General features: G+C 37.8%; 25 protein-coding genes. 15 read left to right on the top strand and 10 right to left on the bottom strand.

Annotated elements, in window-relative coordinates; translation table 11 throughout:
• Positions 1 to 75 precede the first annotated feature (75 nt).
• Entirely contained in the window at positions 76 to 1290 is a 1215-nt protein-coding gene (gene argD / locus LW139_RS19145) for a bifunctional acetylornithine/succinyldiaminopimelate transaminase (RefSeq protein WP_166539090.1), read from the top strand.
• A gap of 95 nt (positions 1291 to 1385) precedes the next feature.
• Here the strand turns inward: argD and crp are convergent, their stop codons facing one another.
• Positions 1386 to 2018: a cAMP-activated global transcriptional regulator CRP gene (crp, locus tag LW139_RS19140; RefSeq protein WP_004246872.1), complete on the bottom strand. Its 633-nt coding sequence runs from the start codon at positions 2016 to 2018 to the stop codon at positions 1386 to 1388.
• Positions 2019 to 2331: 313 nt separating this feature from the next.
• Here crp and LW139_RS19135 point away from each other — a divergent pair, with 313 nt between their 5' ends.
• Positions 2332 to 2739, top strand: coding sequence for an OsmC family protein (locus LW139_RS19135; RefSeq protein ID WP_036933917.1), 408 nt, complete (start codon positions 2332 to 2334; stop codon positions 2737 to 2739).
• 88 nt (positions 2740 to 2827) lie between these two features.
• Here the strand turns inward: LW139_RS19135 and LW139_RS19130 are convergent, their stop codons facing one another.
• The 3 genes from LW139_RS19130 to LW139_RS19120 form a co-directional block, all read right to left on the bottom strand.
• Positions 2828 to 3697 carry a phosphoribulokinase gene (locus LW139_RS19130; RefSeq protein WP_072068774.1) on the bottom strand — a complete coding sequence of 290 codons (870 nt, stop codon included), beginning with the start codon at positions 3695 to 3697 and terminating at the stop codon, positions 2828 to 2830.
• A 62-nt stretch (positions 3698 to 3759) separates the two neighbouring features.
• Positions 3760 to 3981 carry a YheU family protein gene (locus tag LW139_RS19125; protein WP_109408926.1) on the bottom strand — a complete coding sequence of 74 codons (222 nt, stop codon included), beginning with the start codon at positions 3979 to 3981 and terminating at the stop codon, positions 3760 to 3762.
• The gene (locus LW139_RS19120; protein ID WP_072068773.1) at positions 3978 to 4958 is read right to left on the bottom strand and encodes a hydrolase; all 981 of its coding nucleotides are present in this window, start codon (positions 4956 to 4958) and stop codon (positions 3978 to 3980) included. The genes LW139_RS19125 and LW139_RS19120 overlap by 4 nt, the downstream gene beginning before the upstream one ends.
• A gap of 99 nt (positions 4959 to 5057) precedes the next feature.
• Between LW139_RS19120 and LW139_RS19115 the strand changes: the two genes are divergently transcribed.
• The 3 genes from LW139_RS19115 to LW139_RS19105 all read left to right on the top strand — a co-directional run bounded on the left by LW139_RS19115 (position 5058) and on the right by LW139_RS19105 (position 8918).
• Positions 5058 to 5663 (top strand): LysE family translocator, encoded by a 606-nt coding sequence (locus tag LW139_RS19115; RefSeq protein WP_072068772.1) that lies wholly within the window; start codon positions 5058 to 5060, stop codon positions 5661 to 5663.
• A gap of 700 nt (positions 5664 to 6363) precedes the next feature.
• The gene (locus LW139_RS19110) at positions 6364 to 7224 is read left to right on the top strand and encodes an SIS domain-containing protein (RefSeq protein ID WP_109408924.1); all 861 of its coding nucleotides are present in this window, start codon (positions 6364 to 6366) and stop codon (positions 7222 to 7224) included.
• A 149-nt stretch (positions 7225 to 7373) separates the two neighbouring features.
• Positions 7374 to 8918, top strand: a complete 1545-nt coding sequence (locus LW139_RS19105) for a methyl-accepting chemotaxis protein (RefSeq protein WP_166539088.1) — start codon at positions 7374 to 7376, stop codon at positions 8916 to 8918.
• Between the two features lie 97 nt (positions 8919 to 9015).
• On the opposite strand, the gene LW139_RS19100 is transcribed toward LW139_RS19105, so the two are convergent.
• The 3 genes from LW139_RS19100 to LW139_RS19090 form a co-directional block, all read right to left on the bottom strand.
• Positions 9016 to 10758, bottom strand: coding sequence for a methyl-accepting chemotaxis protein (locus LW139_RS19100; RefSeq protein WP_166539087.1), 1743 nt, complete (start codon positions 10756 to 10758; stop codon positions 9016 to 9018).
• A gap of 538 nt (positions 10759 to 11296) precedes the next feature.
• Positions 11297 to 12979, bottom strand: coding sequence for a methyl-accepting chemotaxis protein (locus tag LW139_RS19095; protein WP_166539086.1), 1683 nt, complete (start codon positions 12977 to 12979; stop codon positions 11297 to 11299).
• A 331-nt stretch (positions 12980 to 13310) separates the two neighbouring features.
• Complete coding sequence (locus tag LW139_RS19090) at positions 13311 to 15242, bottom strand: ABC transporter ATP-binding protein (RefSeq protein WP_166539085.1); 1932 nt, start codon at positions 15240 to 15242, stop codon at positions 13311 to 13313.
• Between the two features lie 121 nt (positions 15243 to 15363).
• Here LW139_RS19090 and kefG point away from each other — a divergent pair, with 121 nt between their 5' ends.
• The 4 genes from kefG to slyD all read left to right on the top strand — a co-directional run bounded on the left by kefG (position 15364) and on the right by slyD (position 18713).
• Positions 15364 to 15915, top strand: coding sequence for a glutathione-regulated potassium-efflux system ancillary protein KefG (gene kefG / locus LW139_RS19085; protein ID WP_247850391.1), 552 nt, complete (start codon positions 15364 to 15366; stop codon positions 15913 to 15915).
• Entirely contained in the window at positions 15915 to 17777 is a 1863-nt protein-coding gene (gene kefB / locus LW139_RS19080; protein ID WP_247850390.1) for a glutathione-regulated potassium-efflux system protein KefB, read from the top strand. The genes kefG and kefB overlap by 1 nt, the downstream gene beginning before the upstream one ends.
• Positions 17778 to 17781: 4 nt before the next feature.
• Complete coding sequence (locus LW139_RS19075) at positions 17782 to 17985, top strand: YheV family putative zinc ribbon protein (RefSeq protein ID WP_109408917.1); 204 nt, start codon at positions 17782 to 17784, stop codon at positions 17983 to 17985.
• Between the two features lie 89 nt (positions 17986 to 18074).
• Positions 18075 to 18713: a peptidylprolyl isomerase gene (slyD, locus tag LW139_RS19070; RefSeq protein ID WP_072068764.1), complete on the top strand. Its 639-nt coding sequence runs from the start codon at positions 18075 to 18077 to the stop codon at positions 18711 to 18713.
• A gap of 81 nt (positions 18714 to 18794) precedes the next feature.
• Here the strand turns inward: slyD and LW139_RS19065 are convergent, their stop codons facing one another.
• Positions 18795 to 19013 (bottom strand): SlyX family protein, encoded by a 219-nt coding sequence (locus LW139_RS19065; protein WP_166539082.1) that lies wholly within the window; start codon positions 19011 to 19013, stop codon positions 18795 to 18797.
• A gap of 415 nt (positions 19014 to 19428) precedes the next feature.
• Between LW139_RS19065 and fkpA the strand changes: the two genes are divergently transcribed.
• Positions 19429 to 20178, top strand: coding sequence for an FKBP-type peptidyl-prolyl cis-trans isomerase (gene fkpA, locus LW139_RS19060; protein WP_109408915.1), 750 nt, complete (start codon positions 19429 to 19431; stop codon positions 20176 to 20178).
• Positions 20179 to 20275: 97 nt separating this feature from the next.
• Here the strand turns inward: fkpA and LW139_RS19055 are convergent, their stop codons facing one another.
• A complete protein-coding gene (locus tag LW139_RS19055; protein ID WP_166539081.1) occupies positions 20276 to 21157 on the bottom strand; it encodes a DMT family transporter in 882 nt (293 codons plus the stop codon).
• Positions 21158 to 21301: 144 nt separating this feature from the next.
• Complete coding sequence (locus LW139_RS19050; protein WP_166539080.1) at positions 21302 to 21460, bottom strand: hypothetical protein; 159 nt, start codon at positions 21458 to 21460, stop codon at positions 21302 to 21304.
• 347 nt (positions 21461 to 21807) lie between these two features.
• Here LW139_RS19050 and LW139_RS19045 point away from each other — a divergent pair, with 347 nt between their 5' ends.
• From LW139_RS19045 to rpsL, 5 genes are all read left to right on the top strand, one after another.
• Positions 21808 to 22512: a helix-turn-helix transcriptional regulator gene (locus tag LW139_RS19045; RefSeq protein WP_023583301.1), complete on the top strand. Its 705-nt coding sequence runs from the start codon at positions 21808 to 21810 to the stop codon at positions 22510 to 22512.
• Positions 22513 to 22521: 9 nt separating this feature from the next.
• Positions 22522 to 22917: a sulfurtransferase complex subunit TusD gene (gene tusD / locus LW139_RS19040; protein WP_227336133.1), complete on the top strand. Its 396-nt coding sequence runs from the start codon at positions 22522 to 22524 to the stop codon at positions 22915 to 22917.
• The gene (gene tusC / locus LW139_RS19035; protein ID WP_109408912.1) at positions 22917 to 23285 is read left to right on the top strand and encodes a sulfurtransferase complex subunit TusC; all 369 of its coding nucleotides are present in this window, start codon (positions 22917 to 22919) and stop codon (positions 23283 to 23285) included. The genes tusD and tusC overlap by 1 nt, the downstream gene beginning before the upstream one ends.
• Positions 23286 to 23316: 31 nt before the next feature.
• Complete coding sequence (gene tusB, locus LW139_RS19030; protein WP_100159732.1) at positions 23317 to 23610, top strand: sulfurtransferase complex subunit TusB; 294 nt, start codon at positions 23317 to 23319, stop codon at positions 23608 to 23610.
• A gap of 127 nt (positions 23611 to 23737) precedes the next feature.
• Complete coding sequence (rpsL, locus tag LW139_RS19025) at positions 23738 to 24112, top strand: 30S ribosomal protein S12 (protein ID WP_004236497.1); 375 nt, start codon at positions 23738 to 23740, stop codon at positions 24110 to 24112.
• Positions 24113 to 24117: the final 5 nt, after the last annotated feature.

Here is a 24117-nt window from a genome sequence, read left to right as displayed (position 1 = left end):
AACCACATTTGATTTTTTATTCATATTTAGTGATTATATTTTCACATTGAAGATGAATAACGATCAGGTGGGGTAATGACAAAGCAAAGCATCAACCGGGCAACTTACGATCAAGTAATGTTGCCAATTTATTCACCCGCAGAATTTATTCCTGTTAAAGGGGTGGGAAGTCGAGTTTGGGATCAGCAAGGAAAATCTTATATTGATTTTGCTGGTGGTATTGCTGTATTGGCATTAGGACATGCTCATCCTGCACTGAATCAAGCATTGAAAGAACAAAGTGAGCAACTCTGGCATGTGAGTAATATTTTTACAAATGAGCCTGCACTGCGTTTAGCACAAAAATTAATTGATAATACATTTGCAGAGCGTGTCTTTTTTGCTAATTCAGGCGCTGAAGCGAATGAAGCTGCATTTAAATTAGCTCGCCATTATGCGATCACTCGTCATAGTCCTTATAAAACCAAAATTATTGCTTTTCACCATGCCTTCCATGGTCGAACTCTGTTCACTGTATCTGTAGGAGGACAGCCTAAATATGCAGATGGGTTTGGCCCAAAACCTGCCGATATCGTACACGTTCCTTTTAATGATTTAGATGCCGTGAAAGCGGTTATTGATGATCATACATGTGCCGTTGTACTAGAACCAGTACAAGGTGAAGGCGGTGTAACAGCTGCTACTCCTGAATTTATGAGGGGGCTACGTGAGTTGTGCGATAAACATCAAGCATTACTTGTTCTTGATGAGGTACAAACGGGTATGGGGCGTACAGGTAAGCTTTTTGCTTATATGAATTACGATGTAACTCCCGATATTATTACTACGGCAAAGGCGCTAGGAAGTGGTTTTCCACTCAGTGCGATGTTAACGACACAAGAGATAGCGTCGGTAATGGGAGTAGGAACTCATGGTACAACTTATGGTGGTAATCCATTAGCGTGTGCAGTGGGTAATGTTGCATTTGATTTAATCAATACACCAGAGGTACTTGAGGGTGTAGAAAAGCGCTATCAGTGGATTGTAGACGAGCTCACGGCAATAAACCAAACCTACAACGTCTTTTCGCAAATCCGTGGGCAAGGATTATTGATTGGTGCACAACTTGCACCACAATATGAAGGCAAAGCGAAAATACTATTAGGGTTAGCTGCAAAACATGGGTTAATGATGTTAAATGCAGGGGCTGATGTTATGCGTTTTACGCCATCATTAATTATTACCCAAGAAGAATTACAAGAAGGAATGGCGGCATTAAAAGCAGCTATTGCGGAGTTTGTAAAAGAGTAGTCCTTATTATAAACCCCATCACAAGAATGGGGTTTATACAGATTTTTTATCAATAGCCCTTTGTATCGGGCTATTGTTTGTTCGGGCAGGGAAACTTAGCGAGTCCCGTAAACGACGATTGTTTTACCGTGTGCAGAGATCAGGTTTTGATCTTCTAGCATTTTAAGAATACGGCCTACAGTTTCGCGTGAACAACCAACAATTTGACCGATTTCCTGACGTGTAATTTTAATTTGCATGCCATCAGGATGCGTCATAGCATCGGGTTGTTTTGCTAAGTTTAGTAAGGTTTGTGCAATACGACCTGTTACATCAAGGAAAGCAAGGTTACCTACTTTTTCTGATGTGGTTTGTAATCTGTTCGCCATTTGAGCTGACAGGCGCATCAGAATATCAGGGTTGACCTGAATTAATTGGCGGAATTTTTTATAGGAAATTTCTGCTACTTCACAGGCTGTTTTTGCTCTAACCCATGCACTACGTTCTTGATCTTCTTCAAATAATCCAAGTTCACCGATGAAATCGCCCTGATTCAGGTAGGAGAGGATCATTTCTTTCCCTTCTTCATCTTTAATAAGAACAGCCACGGAACCTTTAACAATATAATAAAGTGTTTCCGCTTTCTCACCTTGGTGGATCAGCGTGCTCTTGGATGGATATTTGTGAATATGGCAGTGTGACAAAAACCATTCAAGAGTCGGGTCTGTTTGCGGCTTGCCGAGAACCATTCGCGTTATCCTCTGTACGTTAAATGCAGCCATTCAAAACGGATAGACTCCCTTTTGAGACAGCGTGCTTAAAAATCCTATCTTGACCTATTAACTTCCTGAGAACACGGTAAGTTAATATGGAGTAGATTATAATAAATGAGAAAATAATGCATTGATCTTAACCACTATCATCAAGCAGATATTGTTTTTAACACAATTAGTGCATTAAGTCTCGTTTTACGCAGTCAGCATAATAAACCTATTTGCTAATTGCTAGTTGAATTATGAGAATGTACTCTTTTAGTTTCTGTCATGTTTAGGGGGAAAATAAATGGAAGCACGAGTTAAGTGGGTTGAAGATTTATCTTTTGTTGGTGAGTCTTCATCAGGTCATCAAATAATGATGGATGGGAACTCTGGCGATAAAGCACCAAGCCCAATGGAAATGGTCTTAATTGCTGCGGGTGGATGCAGTGCGATTGATGTCGTTAGTATTTTACGCAAAGGGCGACATCAAGTCACTGATTGTGAAGTGAAATTAACATCAGAGCGTCGTGAAGAAGCTCCACGTTTATTTACTGATATCAATTTACATTTTATTGTTTCAGGTAAAGAACTCACAGATAAAATTGTTGAACGAGCAGTTCAATTATCTGCAGAAAAATATTGTTCCGTCTCTTTAATGTTAGGAAAAGCAGCTAATATTACACATTCATTCGAAATAAAAGACGCTGAATAAATTTGATATTTTAAAATAAAGTTTAATTTAGAAATAATATCCCTTAATAAAGGGGATATTATTTTTATAAAAATAGATTTTATTTTTGTTAACTGATCTTTTCGCCATTTAATAATTTTTTGACTAATGGCGCCATAATTAACTCCATCGCTAATCCTAATTTTCCACCAGGCACCACAATTGTATTTATTGTTGACATAAATGAGCCATGCAACATTGCCAGTAAATAAGGAAAATCAATATCCGTTAAGCCTCTAAAGCGAATAACAATAAAACTTTCATCAAGAGTTGGGATAGCTTTAGCTGAGAATGGGTTTGATGTATCGACAGTAGGGACTCGTTGAAAGTTGATGTGAGTACGCGAAAATTGCGGAATGATATAGTTAATATAATCATCCATAGAACGCACCACTGAATCTCTTACGGCTTCTTGTGAGTGGCCCCGTTCGGTTGTGTCTCGGATAAGTTTTTGTATCCACTCAAGGTTAACGATAGGAACTACACCCACTAGTAAATCAACATGCTGTGCGACATCGTGTTCATCAGTGACAACACCTCCGTGTAATCCTTCATAAAAGAGTACATCGGTATTATTGGGTAATGATTCCCATGGTGTAAAAGTCCCTGGTAATTGGTTGTAGGGCGTTGCTTCATCATAAGAGTGCAAATATTTACGTGATTGGCCTTGTCCTGTTTCACTATAATGGCTGAATGTGGAACTCAGTAGGCTAAAATCATTTGCTTCAGGGCCAAAATAGCTAATATGTCGCCCTTGTTCTTTGGCTTTTCTTATCGCCATGTCCATTTCAGGGCGAGTATAACGATGAAAACTATCCCCATCAATTAAAGCAGAATGTGCATTAAGTTGCTGGAATATCTTACGAAAAGCTTGGCTCGTGGTAGTCGTTCCTGCTCCACTTGAGCCAGTAACCGCGATGATAGGATGTTTGACTGACATAGGTTATCCTTTTGCAAAATAAGGTTAGCCCTTATTGGTGGCGATATTTCGCTCTGGAGTGATTAATCAGAGCGAAATTGCGATGCAGGCATAATATTGACGCTTTCATGAAGTTCTGACCAAACTAATACGGCTTCACCGGATTTAAGTTGTTTTTTTACGTCGGCGACTTTTTGTTCAAGCGTTTTCTCTTGGATACCATAATCGGTGCCTTCTCGTAAAACGAAACTTTCAATAAGATTGTCTAGAGTCTCTGAGGAAAGTTCGTTCCAAGGTATTATCATTTGGTTTTCTCCAAATAAGCGGATAACCAGTCAGGTATCCGATTTTCAAGCCACATCACGGGTTTAGAAAGCTTGCCACTGACAAAACCTACATGCCCGCCAAATTCAGTAAGTTGATACTCAATATTATTGGGTAGTGTTGTGATATCAGGAATAACATCCGCAGACATAAAAGGATCATCTTTAGCGTGAATGATCAGTGTCGTTTTCTTTATTTTATTTAATAAAGGCAAAGCACTACATTGACGATAGTAATCTAGGGCATCTTTGAATCCATGAATTTTAGAGGTAATTAGATCGTCAAATTGGCGTAGCTTTTTGATGGACTTTATCGTCAACAAACTAATTGGCAATGATTCAGGATAGCGGATCAACTTGCGTGTCGCGTTATTTTTTAGTCCTTTTAATAGATACCATTGATAAAAACGGGAAAAGCCATGCTCAATTTTAGCTGAACAAGGCTCTAACATTAATGGTGCTGATACAATAACAGCGGCATCTACAACGGCATTTTCACCACTTTCAGCAAGGTAATAAGCGAGCATGTTACCTCCAAGAGAGTAGCCGACGGCAGCTGTTGGCTGTTCACCAAATTCCTTTTTTAGCCAATTTAAAAAGTAGCGAGCATCTTCGGTTTCACCTGAGTGATAGATGCGTTTTTGTCTATTGGGCTCACCACTGCATCCTCTAAAATGCATTACAACACTTAACCAGCCTCTCTCTTTTGCTGCTGATAACATGCCATGAACATAAGGACTGCTAAAGCTTCCTTCTAAACCATGAAAGATCACTAATCTTGGCTTATCGAGCGCCATTTTGGGATCTTCACTCCATGCCAAATCGACAAAATCATTATCAGGAAGGTTTAGTCGTTGCCAGTAAGGCGTTAATAGTGGTGTTCTACGCACTATTCTTGGTAAAAGCGTTTGTAAATGTGGATTTTTAGCCCAACGCATTGGATTAAAGTATTGAGACATATTTTCCGTCTATCAAAATGAATTAACACTTGTTTGCTAAATAACATACTGCTATTTTCGGTGAAAATAAAACATCTGTCACATCTTTGAGCACTCGCCATGACAATTAGCCTTATTTTTTCTTTAACTATTTTCCTGTTTATTGCCGCTATCACACCAGGACCCAACAACTTATTACTTACTTCATCAGGTGCTAATGTCGGTTTTAAAGGCTCATTAAAGCTTATGGCGGGTATTATGCTGGGAATGCAATGTGTTTTACTTAGCTCGGCATTTGGTGTGGCTGCATTACTGATTATTTATCCTGCATTGCATATAGGATTAAAGATAATCGGAAGTGCATACTTACTTTGGCTTGCTTGGAAAACAGCGACATCATCTTATCAGCGTTTAGATATCCCAGCAAAAACGCCACAAGCAGTAAGTTGGTTTCAAGGTGGATTATTACAATTTCTCAATCCTAAAGCGTGGATGATGGGATTAGGGGCAGTTGGAAGTTTTAGTTTATCTGGTGATGCCTATTTTAGTTCAATTATTGCGATGAGCATTGTGATGGTGATAGTGAATTTTGTCGCAGGGATTGTTTGGATTTTAGGGGGAACCTTAATCAGCTTATTTTTACAAAGCAGAAGATCCTGGTTTATTTTTAATATTTCAATGGGATTATTAACAGCGCTCTGTGTTCCTTTGATTTGGATTGAATAAATAACTATAAATCAATAAGTAACTTAATTATTTTGATTTAAATAATGCTTTTTTAAGTTTGGTTGATATGATTGTTCTAAATTTTCATCCAAAAAAGAGTATTAATCTAGTGAAAGAGAGATCTATGATCGCCTGTTATCATAGGTATTTATGTTAAAGTGCTCTTTTATATAAGGTGAGAATAAGAATTCCTCATTTCATATAAACGTGATTATTTAACGTTTTCATTTATCTGAATTTATACTTTAAAATGAAAAATAATTCTCGCGGCTAGGAATTATTTATTCCTGTTTACTGTTTGTAATTAAAGAGAATTTTATTGTACATATGTTTTTAGTGTGTTCTTTAATTGTTATAACTTAATTAAAGCGTTTAAAAACGCAATATTATTGAATATATATAGATTGAATTTATATTCTCTTATTGACCAAAAAGAATAAATTATTATTAAAGATTGGAAAAAAATAAATTAATTATTATAGAATATCGTGGTTAATGAACAAATGCAGATAGAAAAGATAATTATAAAACTATTATAAGAGTAAGTATTTTAATAATAACATTATTTTTTATAATTTATTGTTTATGTTCTTTTTTTATTGATTTTAATCTGAAAACCTAAATAATTTTAGGTATCAAACTCTTTATCAAGAATGATCCCAAATATAACGATATAGTACTCGAAGTGGATATTGTCATTATGCCAACATTAACAAAAATTGCTTGGATCAAGCCAGGTATGGCTACAAATCAGCGTAAAATAGCAGATTATATTTTAGATAACCCTGAAAAAACGGTGACACTTTCATCACAGCAATTAGCTGTAATTACGGGCGTCAGTCAGTCTGCGATTGTTAAGTTTAGTCAAAAAATAGGATTCAAAGGTTTTCCATCTTTGAAACTTGCAATAAGTGAAGAGCTAGGCCGAAAAAATGCAGGTACAGGGCAAAACGCTAGTATATTACATAATCAAATAGGTTCTGATGATAGTTTAGTTGTTATTGCACAAAAACTGGCGCAAGAAAAAAATAATTCTATTAGTGATACAACTCGCCAAATTAATTATTTTCATTTTGAAAAGGTGATCCAGCTTATTGATGAAGCTCAACGCGTTCAAATTATAGGTATTGGCGGTTCTGGGTTGGTGGCTAGAGATTTAAGTTATAAATTACAAAAAATCGGTATCACTACACTTATTGAAACGGATCATCATGTCCAAATATCTGTTGCCCAAATGTTAAGTCCAAAAGACTTACAAATAGTTATTTCTTATAGTGGAAAAAGAAAAGACATGTTAGTGGCAGCCTCTGTTGCTAAAAAACAGGGGGCAAAAATTATTGCTATTACAGGAGAAAAACACTCTCCATTAGGAAAGATCTCTGATTATATATTAGAAACAATTGCGGATGAGGGGGAGTGGAGGAGTGCTTCAATCTCATCTCGTACTGCACAAAATACAATAACAGATCTTATTTTCATGGCGTTATTAAAGAAACGTGATGAATGTGCGAAGACATTAGTGTTAAGTTCTCAGGCATTAATTAACAGTCTAGATAATTAAAAATTTTGAACTGATTCAAAAAATTAATATTTAAAGGTAGGTATTTACACTTATTACTAAAGTTATTCTCCCAACGGCCGAAACGATAGTTATTTAGGCAGTGTTTTTTTGTTGAGATGTTTTAATTTCAATATCGAGGAGAGTAACTAATGCGTAACAATCAACCGGTGACACAGCGAGAATACCCGGTATCTGAAAACGCAACACTGATGTCGACGACAGATCTTGATGGCAATATTATTTATGCCAACGAGGACTTCGTCGAGGCCAGTGGGTTTTCAGTAGAGGAACTAGTGGGAAAACCCCATAACATTGTCAGGCATCCCGATATCCCTTCAGACGTTTTTAAGGATATGTGGAAAACCTTAAAACAAGGCGAAGTTTGGACAGGGATTGTTAAAAATAGACGTAAAAATGGCGATCACTATTGGGTAAGGGCCAATATCACGCCTATTATTCGTCAAGGCAAAATTCAAAGTTTTATGTCGGTCAGAACCTGTGCACAAAAAGAGGAAATAGCACAAGCCTCAACACTTTATGATGCATTTAATCAAGGTAAATATCCTTCTCACACCTTTTTAAAAGGTGCTTTTGTTTATAAAGGATGGCAACGTTGGCGCTCATGGAATCAAACTATTTCATTAAAAAAACGCCTTCGCCTTTTTATTCTATTCCCTCTACCGTTTATGTTGTTAAGTGCATGGTTTTCTGGCTTATCCGGCTATGCTCTTTTGATGCATGTTGTCGTTTTACTATTATTACTCATGGCAAATGAACGAATTTTGTATTTTCAAATTGTTAAGCCCATCATTCAATTAAATAAACATGCTAATCGAGTTGCAACAGGAGATGAACATAACGTTGCTTACCTTAATCGTATTGATGAAATTGGGATGACTCAGCGTTCAGTTAATCAGTTAGGCCGAATGTTCCGTTGGTTAGTGAATGATGTAAGTCATCAAATTCATCAAGTCGATATTTCTTGTGATCAACTAGCTGCGGGTAATCGTGATTTATATGTAAGAACGGAACAGACAGCCAGTAATGTTGAAGCAACAGCATCTACGATGAATGAGCTGACTACGGCGGTAAGTAGTAATAGTGAAACTGCGGGGCAGGCAAATAACCTTTCTAATATCACCTGTGATGCAGCGATAAAGGGAGGCAATGCAATGGATAATATTGCCAATACTATGAATGATATTGCGAAAAGTTCAGAGCGGATCAGCAATATCATTGGTGTAATTGATAGTATTGCTTTTCAAACCAATATCCTTGCATTGAATGCATCAGTAGAAGCTGCTAGAGCTGGTGAGCAAGGGCGTGGTTTTTCTGTGGTGGCGACTGAAGTGAGAGAATTGGCACAACGCAGTGCGGAAGCGGCAAAAGAGATCAAAAAATTGATTAGTGCTTCAAGTAGTAATATCAAAGTCGGTTCAAAACAAGTCAATGAGACGGTCAGTACGATGGAGGATATTGTCGTACATGTCAAAAATGTGACCGATTTAATTGGTGAAATTAGCCTTGCCTCATCAGAACAAAGTGCGGGATTAAAGGAGCTAGGTCGTGCAGTTGAAAAACTGGAATCAATTACGCATGAAAATGCTAATTATGTTTCTAAGGCTTCAATGATTTCAGGTGAAATGAAAGTACAAACTAATTATTTAGTCAGTGCAATTAATGTATTTCATTAAGTTGTAATTATTAGAAAATAAAAGAAAAAGACACCTACTAAAAATAGGTGTCTTTGCGTTTATCTAAATTCTATTTTAATCATGATAAAACGATGATTTAAAAGCTTGTCCAATCATCGTCTTCATCATTTTTGACAGATGTTCCTTTCACGAAACTCTTCTCTTTTATGTCATCCTTGGTGGTATTTTTTATTTTTTCTTCTTTGGGGGGCAGTGACTTTTCAGAAGAGAATGATTTTTCGATTATGTTATGTTGTGATTTTTTATTGTATTGCTCACTTTCAGCGGTTTTAAATTGCTCAACGATCTGTTCAAGATTGCCTGCTTCTTCGGTTAGTAAACTGGCAACAGAGGAGGATTGTTCAACCATAGCAGCATTTTGTTGGGTGGCTTTATCCATTTCAGTAACCGCAAGAGAGACTTGGGTTATACCGCGCGTTTGTTCTTCAGATGCCGATAAAATTTCTGTCATTGAGTCTTCAACATGTTTTACAGATGTCAGTATTTCACCCATAGAAATGCTAACTTGTTCAACAAGATCATTACCATGACGAACTCGACTTATTGAGGCATCAATTAATTCTTTAATTTCCTTCGCTGCTTCAGCACTACGCTGTGCCAATTCTCTCACTTCAGTTGCCACCACAGAAAAACCACGCCCTTGCTCACCGGCTCTAGCAGCCTCAACGGCCGCATTTAAGGAGAGAATATTGGTTTGAAAGGCAATACTGTTGATAACGGCGGTGATCTCGCCAATCTTTTGTGAGCTGTCGGCAATATCCGTCATGGTTTTCACCATTCGATTAGTGACATCGCCCCCTTTACTGGCAATATTTGATGTTTGATTGATGAGATGTGAAACTTCACGAGCGCTTTCTGTATTGTTTCTCACTGTTGCTGTGAGTTGTTCCATACTAGATGCAGTTTCTTCTAATGCGCTAGCTTGTTCTTCAGTACGGCAAGAAAGATCGGTATTTCCTGCCGATAATTCTTGAACACCCGTGTAAATATGATGACTTGTTCCTCGAATAGCATTCACAATTAATGAGAGTTCAGTGCGCATATACTGAATACCCGTAATTAATTGGTCAATTTCATTATTTCCTTTTGCTGTGATGTCTTTATTTTCTAATAAATTTCCTTGTGAAATTTCTGACATATAATCCACGATTTGATTGATACGTAAAACAATATTTCGACGTATCCAAAGTACAACAAGAACCGTAAAAAGAATAAAAATAAACATAAAAACAAACGCTAAAATTAACGTACGTTCGTAATTACCTTGCGCAGCTTGTGTTGCATGAGTCACCACGTTATCACTGAGGTAATCTGTTGCTTCATAGAGGGATTGAGTAAAACGCTCATTGGTATTATGAGCATAAAGAGATTGAAAGCCGTAGTAATCTCGAATTTCTAAGCATGAGACAAGCTGATCAAGATCGTAAATAACACGATTAAAAAGCTTTTTCATACTTTCTATTTTTTCAGGATCAAAGTTGGCATTGGTTGCAGAAGTAAAATACGAGGTAATAATACGTGTAATTTCTTGTTTTCGTTGTGGGTAAGTGGAAAGAAAGTGGGTAATTTTATCTTCTGCAATGTCAGGAGTGAGATGAGCTTCAAACATAACATTAAGCATATCTTCACGTAATTTATTTAACTCCGCATAACCATAATCCATCGTTTTTATCTGTTCAAAGCCATTTGCTAATTGTGAGATCCGCTTATTTGTTAAACTCGCATCACGGATACTCATTGCACCAGAGAAAAGTTGAATAGTGCAAAACAGTATTAAAATAAACATTAAGCCATTAGATATTTTTATTCGTTTCAGCATAGCCTTACCTATTTAATTGATTTGTAGGACACACAGCAAGGAGCGATAACTATTTATCAATTAAACTTATTCGGCTTAATATTTAAAAACTTTATTGTTTCTACTCTATTTAATAGTAAAGACGACTTATATTTCTTTTTTTAGCTTTGTTTATCAGCTAATAGCTAAAATATTCTAATGATATATATAAAATACTGTAAGTATATTATCTTACTTATTTTTTATGTTAATTAGTAGAATAATAAGACTTTATAATGATTTTGCTGAATAAGAGAGCAATAATGAGCAATGTTTTTCTTTATTTATCGATTTGTCTTATGATAAGTGAAATAAACGTATTGATTTCGAAAATGCTCTTATTATTTCTTAAAAATCGCTCTTTTTTCGTATGAAAAATGATCGTTTTTTATGTTTATGTGTTGGGGGAATTGAAATACTCCCAGAAATTAACTGGGAGTATGGTAGGTAGAGGTTTTGTTATATGTAATTGACTACTTATTATACCGAGCGATTACTTTCTTTTGTATAAGAGGCCAACTTAAAAACTTTCCCAATTATCATCGGTGCCATGGTGGTTTGCCTTTATTGTCGGTGTTTTAATCGCTTCTTTTTCTGGCGATTTTGCTGAGAATGTAGGCAGTTTCGTTGGGGATGGTTTTTCATGTTCAACTTTAAATGTATTGACGATGATATCTAACATGCTGGCTTGTTCACTTAATGTGGCAGAAGCCGCAGTTGATTGTTCAACCATAGCCGCATTTTGTTGAGTTGCTTTATCCATCTCATTAACAGCAAGGCTAATTTGTGCAATACCACGAGTTTGTTCTTCTGATGCAGATAGAATTTCTTTCATTGAACCTGAAACGTGATTAACGGATGTTACAATTTCACCCATTGATAAACTGACTTGTTCAACAAGATCATTACCTTGTCTTACTCGTAAAATTGTGGATTCAATAAGCTCTTTGATTTCTTTAGCAGCTTCTGCACTTCGTTGTGCCAAGTTGCGCACTTCACTTGCTACCACAGAAAATCCTCGACCTTGCTCGCCAGCTCTTGCTGCTTCAACGGCTGCGTTAAGGGCTAAGATATTTGTTTGGAATGCAATATCATCAATAACAGCCGTAATTTCACCAATCTTTTGTGAACGGTCGGCAATATCTGTCATTGTCATAACCATCTTATTACTGTGTTCGCCACCTTGAACGGCAATATCTGCAGTACTCATCACCAACTCTGTGACTTCACGAGCGCTCTCTGTGTTATTGCGAATGGTTGCGGTCATTTGCTCCATACTGGATGCTGTTTCTTCTAGTGCGCTAGCTTGTTCTTCAGTTCGGCTTGATAAGTCATTATTGCCTGCAGCAATCTCTTGTACACCTGTATAAATAGCTGCACTACTATTTCGGATAGAGCTTACCATCTCTTTTAATTGTGCGCGCATTTGCTGTAATCCCAGCATTAGCTGGTCTATTTCAGTATTACCTGAAATGTCACTGTCTACTCGACTGACTAAATCACCTTTAGCAATTGTTTCTTGATAGGTGATCATTTGATTAATACGAGCAATGATGTATTTACGGATCCAAATAAGCACTAGCGTGGTGAAAATAAGGAAAATACCCATAAAGGTAGACGCTATCCACAGCATACTGTAGTAGTTCTTTTCCGCTTCGGTCACTGAGGGATTAACCACTTCATCTGTAATAAAGTCTGTGGCTTCATACAGTGAGTTAGTAAAGTTAGTATTCGCTGGGCTTTTTAAGATCAATCGAACAGCATTAGTATTTCGCTCACTTAAATATTGTGCCAATAAATCAAGATCAGCTCGGCTTTTTTGATAAAGCTGTTTGATCTGAGCCATACGTTGCTGATCGAAACCTGTTTGAGCAGATAGCTCAACATACTCATTCATCAAAGCATCAACTTGTGCTTTACGTGCTGGCATGGTTTGCATAAATGCGGTGATGTTTGCATCTTCTGCTTGAGGGTTTGATATATAGCTAAATGCTTGCGCAATAATATCTGTACGTAATGTATTCAACTCCGCATAAGTATTATCCATTGTACGTAGTTGGTCGAAACTGTATGAGATTTGCTTGAGTTTATTTTGAGTCTGGTAGGCATCGTGAATGCTTTGTACTCCAGAAATGATCTGAATAATACAAAACAGAGTCAGGACACACATTAAACCTTGAGAGATTTTAATTCGTTTTAACATAACCCTACCTATTAGCTTTGCCTTTTCGTCGATAAGTGGGAGGTCCACTTAGCAGAATGATTAATTCGGCTGGAATGTTAGAAACTTTAGTGCGAAAGGATTTATTTCTCTTACTTTATATGAATAGTCAGAAAATAAACGTTAGACTGTTATTTTTACTGGGATATTGTCAGATAGGGAGAGATTATATTTTGTGTAAATAGTGCTACTGTAAAATGATATAAATCCTCTAAGTAAAATGAATTGTATAAATTTTAAGAATGAATGATGGGATAAAAATAAAGGAACTATTTCACTTAAAACAGTTCCTTTTTTAATGAATGATAGGTTATTACTGAGAGTCAAATGTATTTGTCATCTCTTCCAATGTTTCTTGTAATTCCATCCATTCCATTTCAACTTCTTCAAGTGCTGACTTTGCGATACCTTGTCGGCTTAAACAATCTGAAAGCTCATTTTTACGGCTGATATCGTAAATGCCACTGTCAGAGAGTGCTGTTTCAATGAGAGTAAGCTCTTGGCTGAGTTTATCCATTTTACTTTCTAAGGTAGTCAGTTTTTTACGTAGCGGTTGAGTTTGCTGTCTAAACTCTGCTTCTTTACGTTTTTGTTCTTTTTTGTCTTGCGCACTTAAATTTGTTGTCGTGGTATTATCTTTGTCTTGCTGATTTTTATTGGCCTGTGTTTCTTGGCGGTTTTGATCAACTAACCATTGTTGATAATCATCCAGATCGCCATCAAAAGGCTCAACTTGACCATCGTGAACAAGATAGAGGTCGTCAGTGGTTGAACGCAGTAAATGCCTATCATGCGATACCACAACAATTGCACCTTCAAAACTAATTAACGCTTGAGTCAACGCTTGACGCATATCTAAATCGAGGTGGTTAGTTGGTTCATCCATTAACAGCAAATTAGGGCGTTGCCAGACTAAAAGAGATAACACTAAACGAGCTTTTTCACCGCCAGAAAATTGACCACACGCATCAGTCACCTTATCGCCATGAAAGCCAAAACCTCCAAGATAGTCACGTAATTTTTGTTCAGTCTCTTTAGGAGCCAAGCGCGTTAGATGTTGTAGTGCAGACTCATCGGAGCGTAGAAACTCTAATTGATGCTGTGCAAAGTAACCCAATTTGATGCCTTTTGAGAGAGACATTTTTCCTTGTAATGGCTCAAGCTCTCCTGCAAGTAATTTGATTAGAGTTGATTTACCTGCACCATTTCGTCCTAATAACCCAATACGTGATCCAGGGATTAAATTTAGCTTAATATCATTAAGAATAATTTTTTCGCCATAACCAGCACTGACTTTTTCCATCGATAGCAGTGGATTAGGCAAACTCTCTGGTTGGCGGAAACTAAATTGGAATGGGTTATCAGAATGAGCTGGAGCAACGCGCTCCATTCGCTCAAGCATTTTCACGCGGCTTTGTGCTTGTTTTGCTTTAGTGGCTTTCGCTTTAAATCTATCGATAAAACTTTGTAAGTGTGCAATTTTTGATTGTTGGTTTTCAAACAAGGCTTGTTGCTGAGCGAGTTTTGTTGCTCGTTGCATTTCAAACGAAGAGTAGTTACCTGAATATTCGAAGATTTTTTCTTGTTCGATATGCAAGATTTTATCCACGATCGGATCAAGGAAATCACGGTCATGGGAAATCAAAATTAAGGTGCCAGTATAGCTTTTTAGCCATTTTTCAAGCCAAATAACAGCATCTAAATCTAAGTGGTTGGTAGGCTCATCGAGTAATAGTAAATCAGAGCGACAAATTAGCGCTTGTGCCAAGTTTAAACGCATTCTCCAACCACCTGAGAATGATTTTACAGGCTCGTTTAGTTGTTGTTGGCTAAAACCAAGGCCATTTAGTAAGGTTGCCGCACGAGATTGAATTGTCCATGCATTAATTGCATCTAATTGCCCGTGAATAAGTGCAATTGCGTGACCATCATTTATCTCGTTGGCTTTTTGTAATCGTTGTTCTAACTGGCGATATTCTCTATCACCATCAATAACATAATCAATTGCTGGTACATCAAGTGCAGGTGTTTCTTGGTTAACCCACGCCATAGCCCAAGTACTGGGAAAGGTGACATTCCCCGCTTCCGCTTGAAGCTCACCTTTTAATAAAGAAAGCAATGTGGTTTTACCACAACCATTTTTGCCGACTAGACCAATTTTTTGCCCTGGATTAATGGTTGCACTGGCATTATCCAGTAACACTCTGACGCCACGGCGAATTTGCAAAGAAGAAAAAACAATCATAAATATCGTCTATTAAGAGTATGTAAATTAATATATAGAGTAAGTTGTTCGTAACAGTTGGTCACAATGCGTGCATGGTAACGGAAAAAATGGTTTCTGACACGTTTTGTAAGGAGGAATGATGTCAAACGCATCAAATGTATTACTGGTGTATGTTCATCCCGAGCCGCGCCAATCCATTGCTAATAAAGCATTAATCAAGGCGGTGAGGGATCTAGAGAATATAACTATTCATGATTTATATGCTACTTATCCTGATTTTTTTATTGATATACACCATGAGCAATCTTTGTTGCGCAAACATCAAGTGATCATTTTTCAATTTCCATTACAAACATATAGTTGCCCAGCGTTATTAAAAGAGTGGCAAGACAGGGTACTAACACGTCCTTTTGCAAATGAAAGTGGACGGTCACATTTAAAAGGGAAAGCATTCCGCTGTGTTGTGACCACAGGTGAACCTGAATATGCTTACCAACATAATGGAAAAAATCACTACACACTCACAGAATTATTACGTCCTTTTGAATTAATGGCAGAAATGTGTGGTATGCGTTGGTTATCACCCATGATTGTGTATTCAGCAAGGCAACAGTCTAAAACGACATTGACACATATTGGAGAAGCTTATCGACATTGGTTAAGTGCACCACTTGAAGGGGAGCATGTCTAATGGAAGATAACTGGATGATTAAAGCGGTTCTCTTTTTCCTTTGTGCTGCGGTGATCATGGTGCCGATTGCACAACGCCTTAAAATTGGTGCCGTACTGGGTTACTTAATTGCGGGTATTGCCATTGGGCCTTGGGGGTTAGGGCTGTTTAAAGATGTCGATAACATCTTACATTTTGCTGAACTTGGTGTGGTCTTTTTGATGTTTATTATTGGATTGGAGCTAAATCCAGCCAAGTTGTGGGAATTAAGACGCGCTATTTTTGGTGTCGGTTCAATGCAGGTGGTTTTTACTGCCTCTATTTTCTCAGGACTTATTCTCGTTTTAACCTCTTTTTCATGGCAGGCCGCCGTTATTGGCGGATTAGGTATTGCGATGTCTTCAACGGCTATGGCATTACAGCTTATGAGTGAAAAAGGGATGAATCATAATGAAGGCGGGCAGTTAGGTTTTGCAGTTCTGTTATTCCAAGATATGGCAGTGATCCCTATTCTCGCCGTTATTCCGCTACTTGCAGGGGAAACGGCTAGCAGTGATTGGTATCGTATTGGATTAAAAGTTGCCTCTTTTGCTGCGTTATTGGTTTGTGGGCGTTATTTATTACGTCCTCTGTTTCGTTTAGTTGTCAAATCGGGTGTAAGAGAAGTCTTTACTGCTGCCGCGTTATTAGTGGTGCTAGGTGCGGCTATTTTTATGGAAACACTCGGTTTTTCAATGGCAATGGGAACCTTTATTGCGGGCGTATTATTAGCTGATACAGAATATCGGCATGAATTAGAAATTTCCATTGAGCCTTTTAAGGGCTTGTTACTGGGCCTCTTTTTTATTTCTGTCGGTATGTCTTTAGATATAGGCATCTTATGGCGCTATTTACCTGAGGTTTTACTGGGTGTGCTTATTCTAGTCGTTGTTAAAGCACTGATACTTTATGGTATTGCATGGTTAGCTGGATTACGCTTTTCTACACGTTTACAGTTTTCATCAGTATTAAGTCAAGGTGGTGAGTTTGCGTTTGTTGTTTTTTCAACATCAATGGCAATGGGCGTATTAGATAGTCAGCAAATGGCATTATTGCTGGTGGTTGTCACGCTTTCTATGATGACAACGCCACTTGTGATGCAAATGACAGACGCTGTATTATCTCGCCGTTATAATGAGCCTAAAACAGATGAACAGCCTTTTGTTGAAAACAATCATCCAGAAGTCATTCTTGTTGGTTTTGGTCGAATGGGACAGGTTGTAGGGCGCTTATTGATGGCTAACAAGATTAACGTCACTGTCTTAGAGCATGATGTGGGAAGTTTAAACACCATGCGTAAATATGGTTATAAAGTTTATTATGGTGATGCTACTGATCTCAATTTATTACGAGCGGCGGGTGCGGAACACGCAAAAACGATTGTAATCACTAGTAATGAACCTGAAGCGACGATGGAAATTGTTCACCTCTGTCAGCGACACTTCCCTAATTTGCATATTATTTCCAGAGCAAGAGGGCGTGTTGAAGCTCATGAATTACTTAAAGCAGGTGTAACAGATTTTAGCAGAGAAACATTTTCTAGTGCTTTAGAACTAGGGCGTAAGACATTAATTGAATTAGGTATGCATCCTCATCAAGCTTATCGAGCACAACAGCATTTTCGTCGTTTGGATATGCAATTGCTTAGAAAGCTGATGGATGAATCACCTGAAGAAGTTTCCAATGTTTCTCGTGTAAAAGAAGCAAGGCGAGAGCTTGAAGAACTTTTTAGTGAAGAAATTCGTCAAGAACATCACCAACCGGATATTTGGGATGAATCTTTAACAGAGGATATTCCTCAAATAAGTAAAGAAAAAAGATCTATTGATAAACAGGAGAACTGACCCCATGTCTGCAACCCGTAAACGCTTTATCGCTGGTGCTGTGTGTCCACACTGTCAAGCTCAAGACACACTCAAAATGTGGCGCGAAGATAAAGTTGATATTGTGGAATGTGCTCAATGTGGCCATCAGCAACGGCAAACAGAGGATGAAGTTAATTCACTTGTTCGTGAAAATGAACAGGTCATCGGGATCTTTACACCACAATAATTGTAGGTTTTTTTGATATAACCCGATACAGAAGATTTATTTTTCGTTACAATCGGGAAAATTTTGCCCACGGGTATGTAGGAGATGTCATGAAAGTAGCAAACGACTTGGTAGTTAGTCTGGCTTATCAAGTAAGATCAGAAGACGGTGTTTTAGTTGATGAGTCCACGGTGAGCGCGCCGTTAGACTATCTGCATGGCCGTGGTTCTTTAATCAGTGGTTTAGAAAATGCATTAACAGGTCGCGAAGTCGGTGAGAAATTCGACGTAGAAGTGGCTTCTGATGATGCTTATGGCCAATACGATGAAAACTTAGTTCAACGCGTACCAAAAGATGTTTTTGTTGGTGTTGATGAGTTAGAAGTTGGCATGCGTTTTCTTGCTGATACCGATCAAGGTCCAGTACCAGTAGAAATTACAGGTATTGAAGGTGACGAAGTTATCGTTGATGGTAACCACATGTTAGCAGGCCAAAACCTGAAATTTCATGTTGAAATCGTTGCAATTCGTGAAGCGACTGAAGAAGAATTAGCTCACGGTCACGTACACGGTGAAGAAGAAGAGCACGAATGTTGTGGTGGCCACGGTCACGGTGAAGAAGGCGGATGCTGTGGCGGTGGTCATGGTCATGGCCATTCTCACGGTGAAGAAGGTGGATGCTGTGGTGGCGAAGGTCATGGTCACGGTGGTCACGGCCACGGTCATGGCGGTTGCGGTTGCCAACACTAATCTTTCTTTAGAAAGATCAAAAGGAGCGTTTAAGCGCTCCTTTTTTGTTTTTTCTGATTACGCTAAAAAGAAAATTATCACTTAATAGTGTGGGGGCGGTGTTTCATCTTCAGGTCTTGCAAGTATTGAGGATTGAGATGTTTTTAAGCGTTCAGTGACAATTTTTAATGCTTCTTTAAAACGACTAATTTCAATTTGTTGCTGTGTGACCACCTGATTTAACTCTTCAATAGTCGCATCTTGGAAAGCAACTTTGCTTTCTAATTGTATGAGCAATTGCTCTACTTCCTTAATATCCATTGTGTTTTTCCTCCTTTAAAATGTCGAATTACGACGAATGAGACTAACGAAATCGTGAAATTTAATCTTATTTACTGATATATACACAGGAAGACATAAATCTGGTTTGAGATAAAAGACTATTTTGTTAATGTGATAACACTCTGTGCTGACAAAAATCCTAACATTAACTGTTAAGAGTGTCGGCAAATTTTTTAAATTCATATAAAATTGCTACCTGCGGATAGATCTTACTCTAAATATTTCGAGGTGCAGCTAAGCGACAAGTGAATGGGTCATTAGACGCATATATAACTTGAAGTATGGCGAGTTCATACCGCAATGACAGCAAGATGTGATGCAAAACGTTTCAGTGAAGATCTATGATCTTCGTTTGTAAAACGTAGCGACTCACTAACATATACTGGAGAATGGGATGAAATCTTTATTAAAAACGACGTTGCTGGCAACAAGTTTAGCTTTCGCATTCAGCGCACCTCAAGCATTCGCTGAAGAAACTGCTAAAGTGCCAACATTAAATAGCGCATTTAAAACTCAAAATGAGCAAAATGCCTATGCGTTAGGCGCGTCGATGGGTCGCTACATGGAAGCTGCATTACAAGAGCAAAAAAATATTGGTATTACTTTAGATTCTAAACAACTGCTGGCAGGTGTTCAGGATGCATTTAACAGTAAATCAAAATTATCAGATGCTGAGATTGAATTAACCTTAGCGGCTTTTGAAGATCAAGTTCGTACAGCTGCTACAGCGAAAATGGAAAAAGAAGCAACAGAAAATAAAACAGCAGGTGATAAATTCCGTACAGAATTTGCTGCTGAAAAAGGTGTAGTTAAAACAAAATCAGGTTTACTGTATTTAGTTGAAAACCCTGGTAAAGGTAAAACACCAACAGATGCTGATCGCGTTACTGTACACTACAAAGGTATGTTAATTGATGGCAAACAATTTGATAGCTCTTATGATCGTAATGAGCCTCTGACAATTAGCCTAAAAAGTGTTATTCCAGGCTGGACTGAAGGCATGAAATACATCAAAGAAGGCGGTAAAATCAAGTTAGTTATTCCACCAGAATTAGGCTATGGCCAACGCGCAACAAGTGGTATTCCAGCGAACTCAACATTAGTATTTGAAGTTGAATTACTGAGTGTTGAAAGCGATAAGTAATTCACTTATCACGAAAGAAAAAATGCTGACATTGATGTCAGCATTTTTATTTCTATTAAGAAGTTCATTAATATACATAGCTTACGAATGGATAATATTAATCTACCTGTTCTTCAACAAGAATAGCTTTTGGTTTTTTAAAGACAAATAGCAAGCCCACAATGATTGCACCCATCCCAGCTAAGCTGAGTAAAGACATTTTATTACCCAAGAAGATGTAATCCATTAATGCTGTCACTCCCGGTACTAAATAAAATAAGCTAGTCACGTTAACTAAATTACCCGTTGTGAGTAAGCGATATAACAGTAACTGAGCGACAACAGAAATGATAATAGCCAACCAAAGAACAGGAATGATAAAGCCAATATCGAATGAAGCATCAAAAGGTTGAAATGGCACAAATAACAAACACAGTACCAGACTAACAACATATTGCAGAGGCAAAGCATCCATTGGTGCTAATTGTAATTTTTTTTGTGAAATCGCACCAAAGCTCATACAAAGCAGTGCAACTAACGCATAAATCATCCCTGTCAATGAGAGGGCTGTATTAAATAAACTTTGGGCAACCACTAACACTAATCCAGCCAAAGCGATTAAAAGCCCTAATAGTCGTGTTGCTGTAAAATTACGTTCTATTATCCATAATGTGATAATCGGCTGAACACCCATAATTGTGGCCAACATTCCTGGTGTAATGCTATTAGCGAGTGCTAAAAGATAACAAATAGAATAACCACCAATAATTAATAAACCCACCCACGCTGTTTTTAAGCGACTTCCTTTCGGTGGCAAAAAGCGATGGCGCTGAATACACAAAAAAGAAAGAAATGCCAACGCGATAATAAAACGCCAAGTCAAAATAGCAAATGAGCTACCATTATCTAATCCCCAGCGAGAAAAGATAGCACCGCTACTCCATAATAAAACAAATAATGTCGTTGGGCCGAATTTCGCCCAATATTGACGTAAATACATGATGATACACCTGTAAAATGAGCAGTAAGATAGCTTGATTATTTTTAGTCATGGTTGGCGATTGATAAAACATCAATAAATAAACGTAAATAACACATCAATCTAGTCTGTTGGTTAAATACGCGATTAAGCCGATTAAATAGATCAAGCGATGTAAGTTGCAACAATAACCGTTGTATTGACTACAACCACTTTCACAGGTGGAGGTGGTGGAGAGAGAGTTTCAATAGGCATAGAAGCAACAGAAATTAGCCCCATTATTGATGAAGTTTGCTGACATTGGCATATCATCAGTGTATTCATGGGATTAATCACTCGTTAAAATAACAATAACTTGGAATATAGGTAATCTATCCAATAGTGTCAATCTTTATCCAGACCCCTGTTTAAAAATGGAATTTTCAAAAATATAGAGGGCGTTGATACAAAAAGATAAAGAAAAACGAAAAAAGCTGTGACCTATGACAAAGCTCTTATTCTAAGGCACTTGACGTAGATCTTTTGACGATCTAACGTCAGAATTGTGCCCTAATTCAGTTTTTATATTTAAAATTTTTTAATATTAAATTGATTCGCAGTGACGAATCGTTATAAAAAATAGAACCTCAAGTCATTATCATAATTAAAGCCTTTAAGGATTATATAATCAAATGTCTAGCCCGTTATTTAATGGTGACAGCAGCGAGTTTGAAAAACTAGATAGCCGACCTTTTACTCAAACTGATCACGAAATATTGAAGTCCTATGAAGCAGCCGTGGATGGTTTGGCTATGCTCATCGGCAACCATTGCGAAATCGTATTGCACTCTCTGGAAGATTTGAAATGTTCAGCGGTTAAAATCGCGAATGGAGAACATACTGGTCGTAAGATTGGTTCTCCAATTACCGATTTGGCATTACAAATGTTACATGATATCACAGATGAAGATTCAAGTTTTTCAAAGGCTTATTTTACTAGAGCGAAAAGTGGTGCATTGATGAAATCGATTACGATTGCGATTCGTAATCGTGAACGTCGAGTCATCGGTTTATTGTGTATTAATATGAACCTTGATGTTCCATTCTCTGAAATAATCAAAACCTTTATTCCTGAAGAAACGCATGAAGTTGCATCCGATGTTAACTTTGCCTCATCTGTTGATGATTTAGTGGCTCAAACATTAGAGTTCACCATTGAAGAAGTGAATAATGATCGTGAAGTAGCCAACAACGCAAAAAATAAACAAGTGGTGTTAAGTCTTTATGAAAAAGGTATTTTTGATATCAAAGACGCTATTAACCAAGTTGCTGATCGACTGAATATCTCAAAACATACTGTTTATCTCTATATTCGCCAGTTTAAAAATGGCGAGTAAGGCAACATTATGAGCTCTTTGACATATTGTTTAGTGGTAACAGGGCCTCATTATGGCACTGAACAATCTTCAAGTGCCTATTTATTCGCCAATGCCCTTCTTGAAAAAGGGCATCAAATCACGCAAATTTTCTTTTATCGGGAAGGGGTGGTAAATGCTAATAAATTGGTGTCACCCGCAAATGATGAATTCGATCTTCCCAAAGCGTGGATAGCATTGGCGAAAAAACACCAAATTCCTTTACATGTTTGTGTTGCAGCTGCGCTACGTCGAGGAATTATTGATGAGGATCAGGCAAAAGAGCAGGGAATTGATAATCATAATATGGCAACGGAATTTGAACTCAGTGGGTTGGGTTCGCTTGCTCAAGCGATGTTGACTTGTTCGCGTGTGGTGCAATTTTAATGAAAAAAATGAATTCAATCGCATTTCTTTTTACACAGGCACCGCACGGTAATAGTGCTGGACGAGAAGGTTTGGACGCTTTACTCGCAACCTCTGCGTTAACAGAAGATATTGGTGTTTTTTTTATCTCAGATGGTGTGTTTCAATTAGTTGAAAATCAACAGCCTGAGGGGGTGTTATCACGCCATCATGCGGCAACTTTTAAAGTGCTCCCCTTGTATGATGTGACAAATGTCTATATATCACACCAAGACGTGGCTCATCGTGGATTATCCTCTCAAACTTCTTTTGTGTTGGATGCACAAGTGATATCACATCAAGATATTGCTCAAAAATTGAGTGAATATGATGTGGTATTACGCTTTTAATACAGAAGTTAGGCAGGAAGGTTGAACGGTTATGTTGTATACTTATTCCGTCTCTATTTATCAAAGTGATTTAGAGGCTTTTTTATCTTTATTGACAAAAGAAGATGATGTTTTGTTAATACAAGATGGTGTGCTGGCAGTTCTTGAGGACAATCCTTTATTAAAATATTGTCTTCAACAGCAAATTTCAGTTTACGCATTAATTGATGATGTTTTAGCTAGAGGCTTAAAAGATCAAGTATCTCATCATATTAAACTCATCAGTTATGGTGATTTTGTCGATTTAACGGTAAAACACCCCCAACAAATTCATTGGGGAGCGTAGAATTGCTGTATAATTCTTGACACATGAGCCCGTCAGCAATAAAATTCTGCGTCCTCATGTTTTGTCTTGTTGACAAGACAGAGTTCAAATCCGTGTTTACGAAGCAAAAACCAGGAGCTTTTTTTAAATGGCAACTATTAACCAGCTGGTGCGCAAATCTCGTAGCTCGAAAGTTGTTAAAAGCAACGTTCCAGCTCTGGAAGCTTGCCCGCAAAAACGTGGCGTATGTACTCGTGTATATACTACCACTCCAAAAAAACCAAACTCAGCACTGCGTAAAGTATGTCGTGTGCGTTTGACTAACGGTTTCGAAGTTTCTTCCTACATCGGTGGTGAAGGCCACAACTTGCAGGAGCACTCCGTAATCTTAATCCGTGGTGGTCGTGTTAAAGACTTACCAGGTGTGCGTTACCACACTGTTCGCGGCGCGCTGGACTGTTCCGGTGTTAAAGACCGTAAACAAGCTCGTTCTAAGTACGGTGTGAAGAAGCCAAAGGCTTAATGGTT

The organism is Proteus vulgaris (assembly GCF_023100685.1).
Classification (GTDB): domain Bacteria; phylum Pseudomonadota; class Gammaproteobacteria; order Enterobacterales; family Enterobacteriaceae; genus Proteus.
This window is presented reverse-complemented; position numbering and strand designations above follow the sequence as displayed.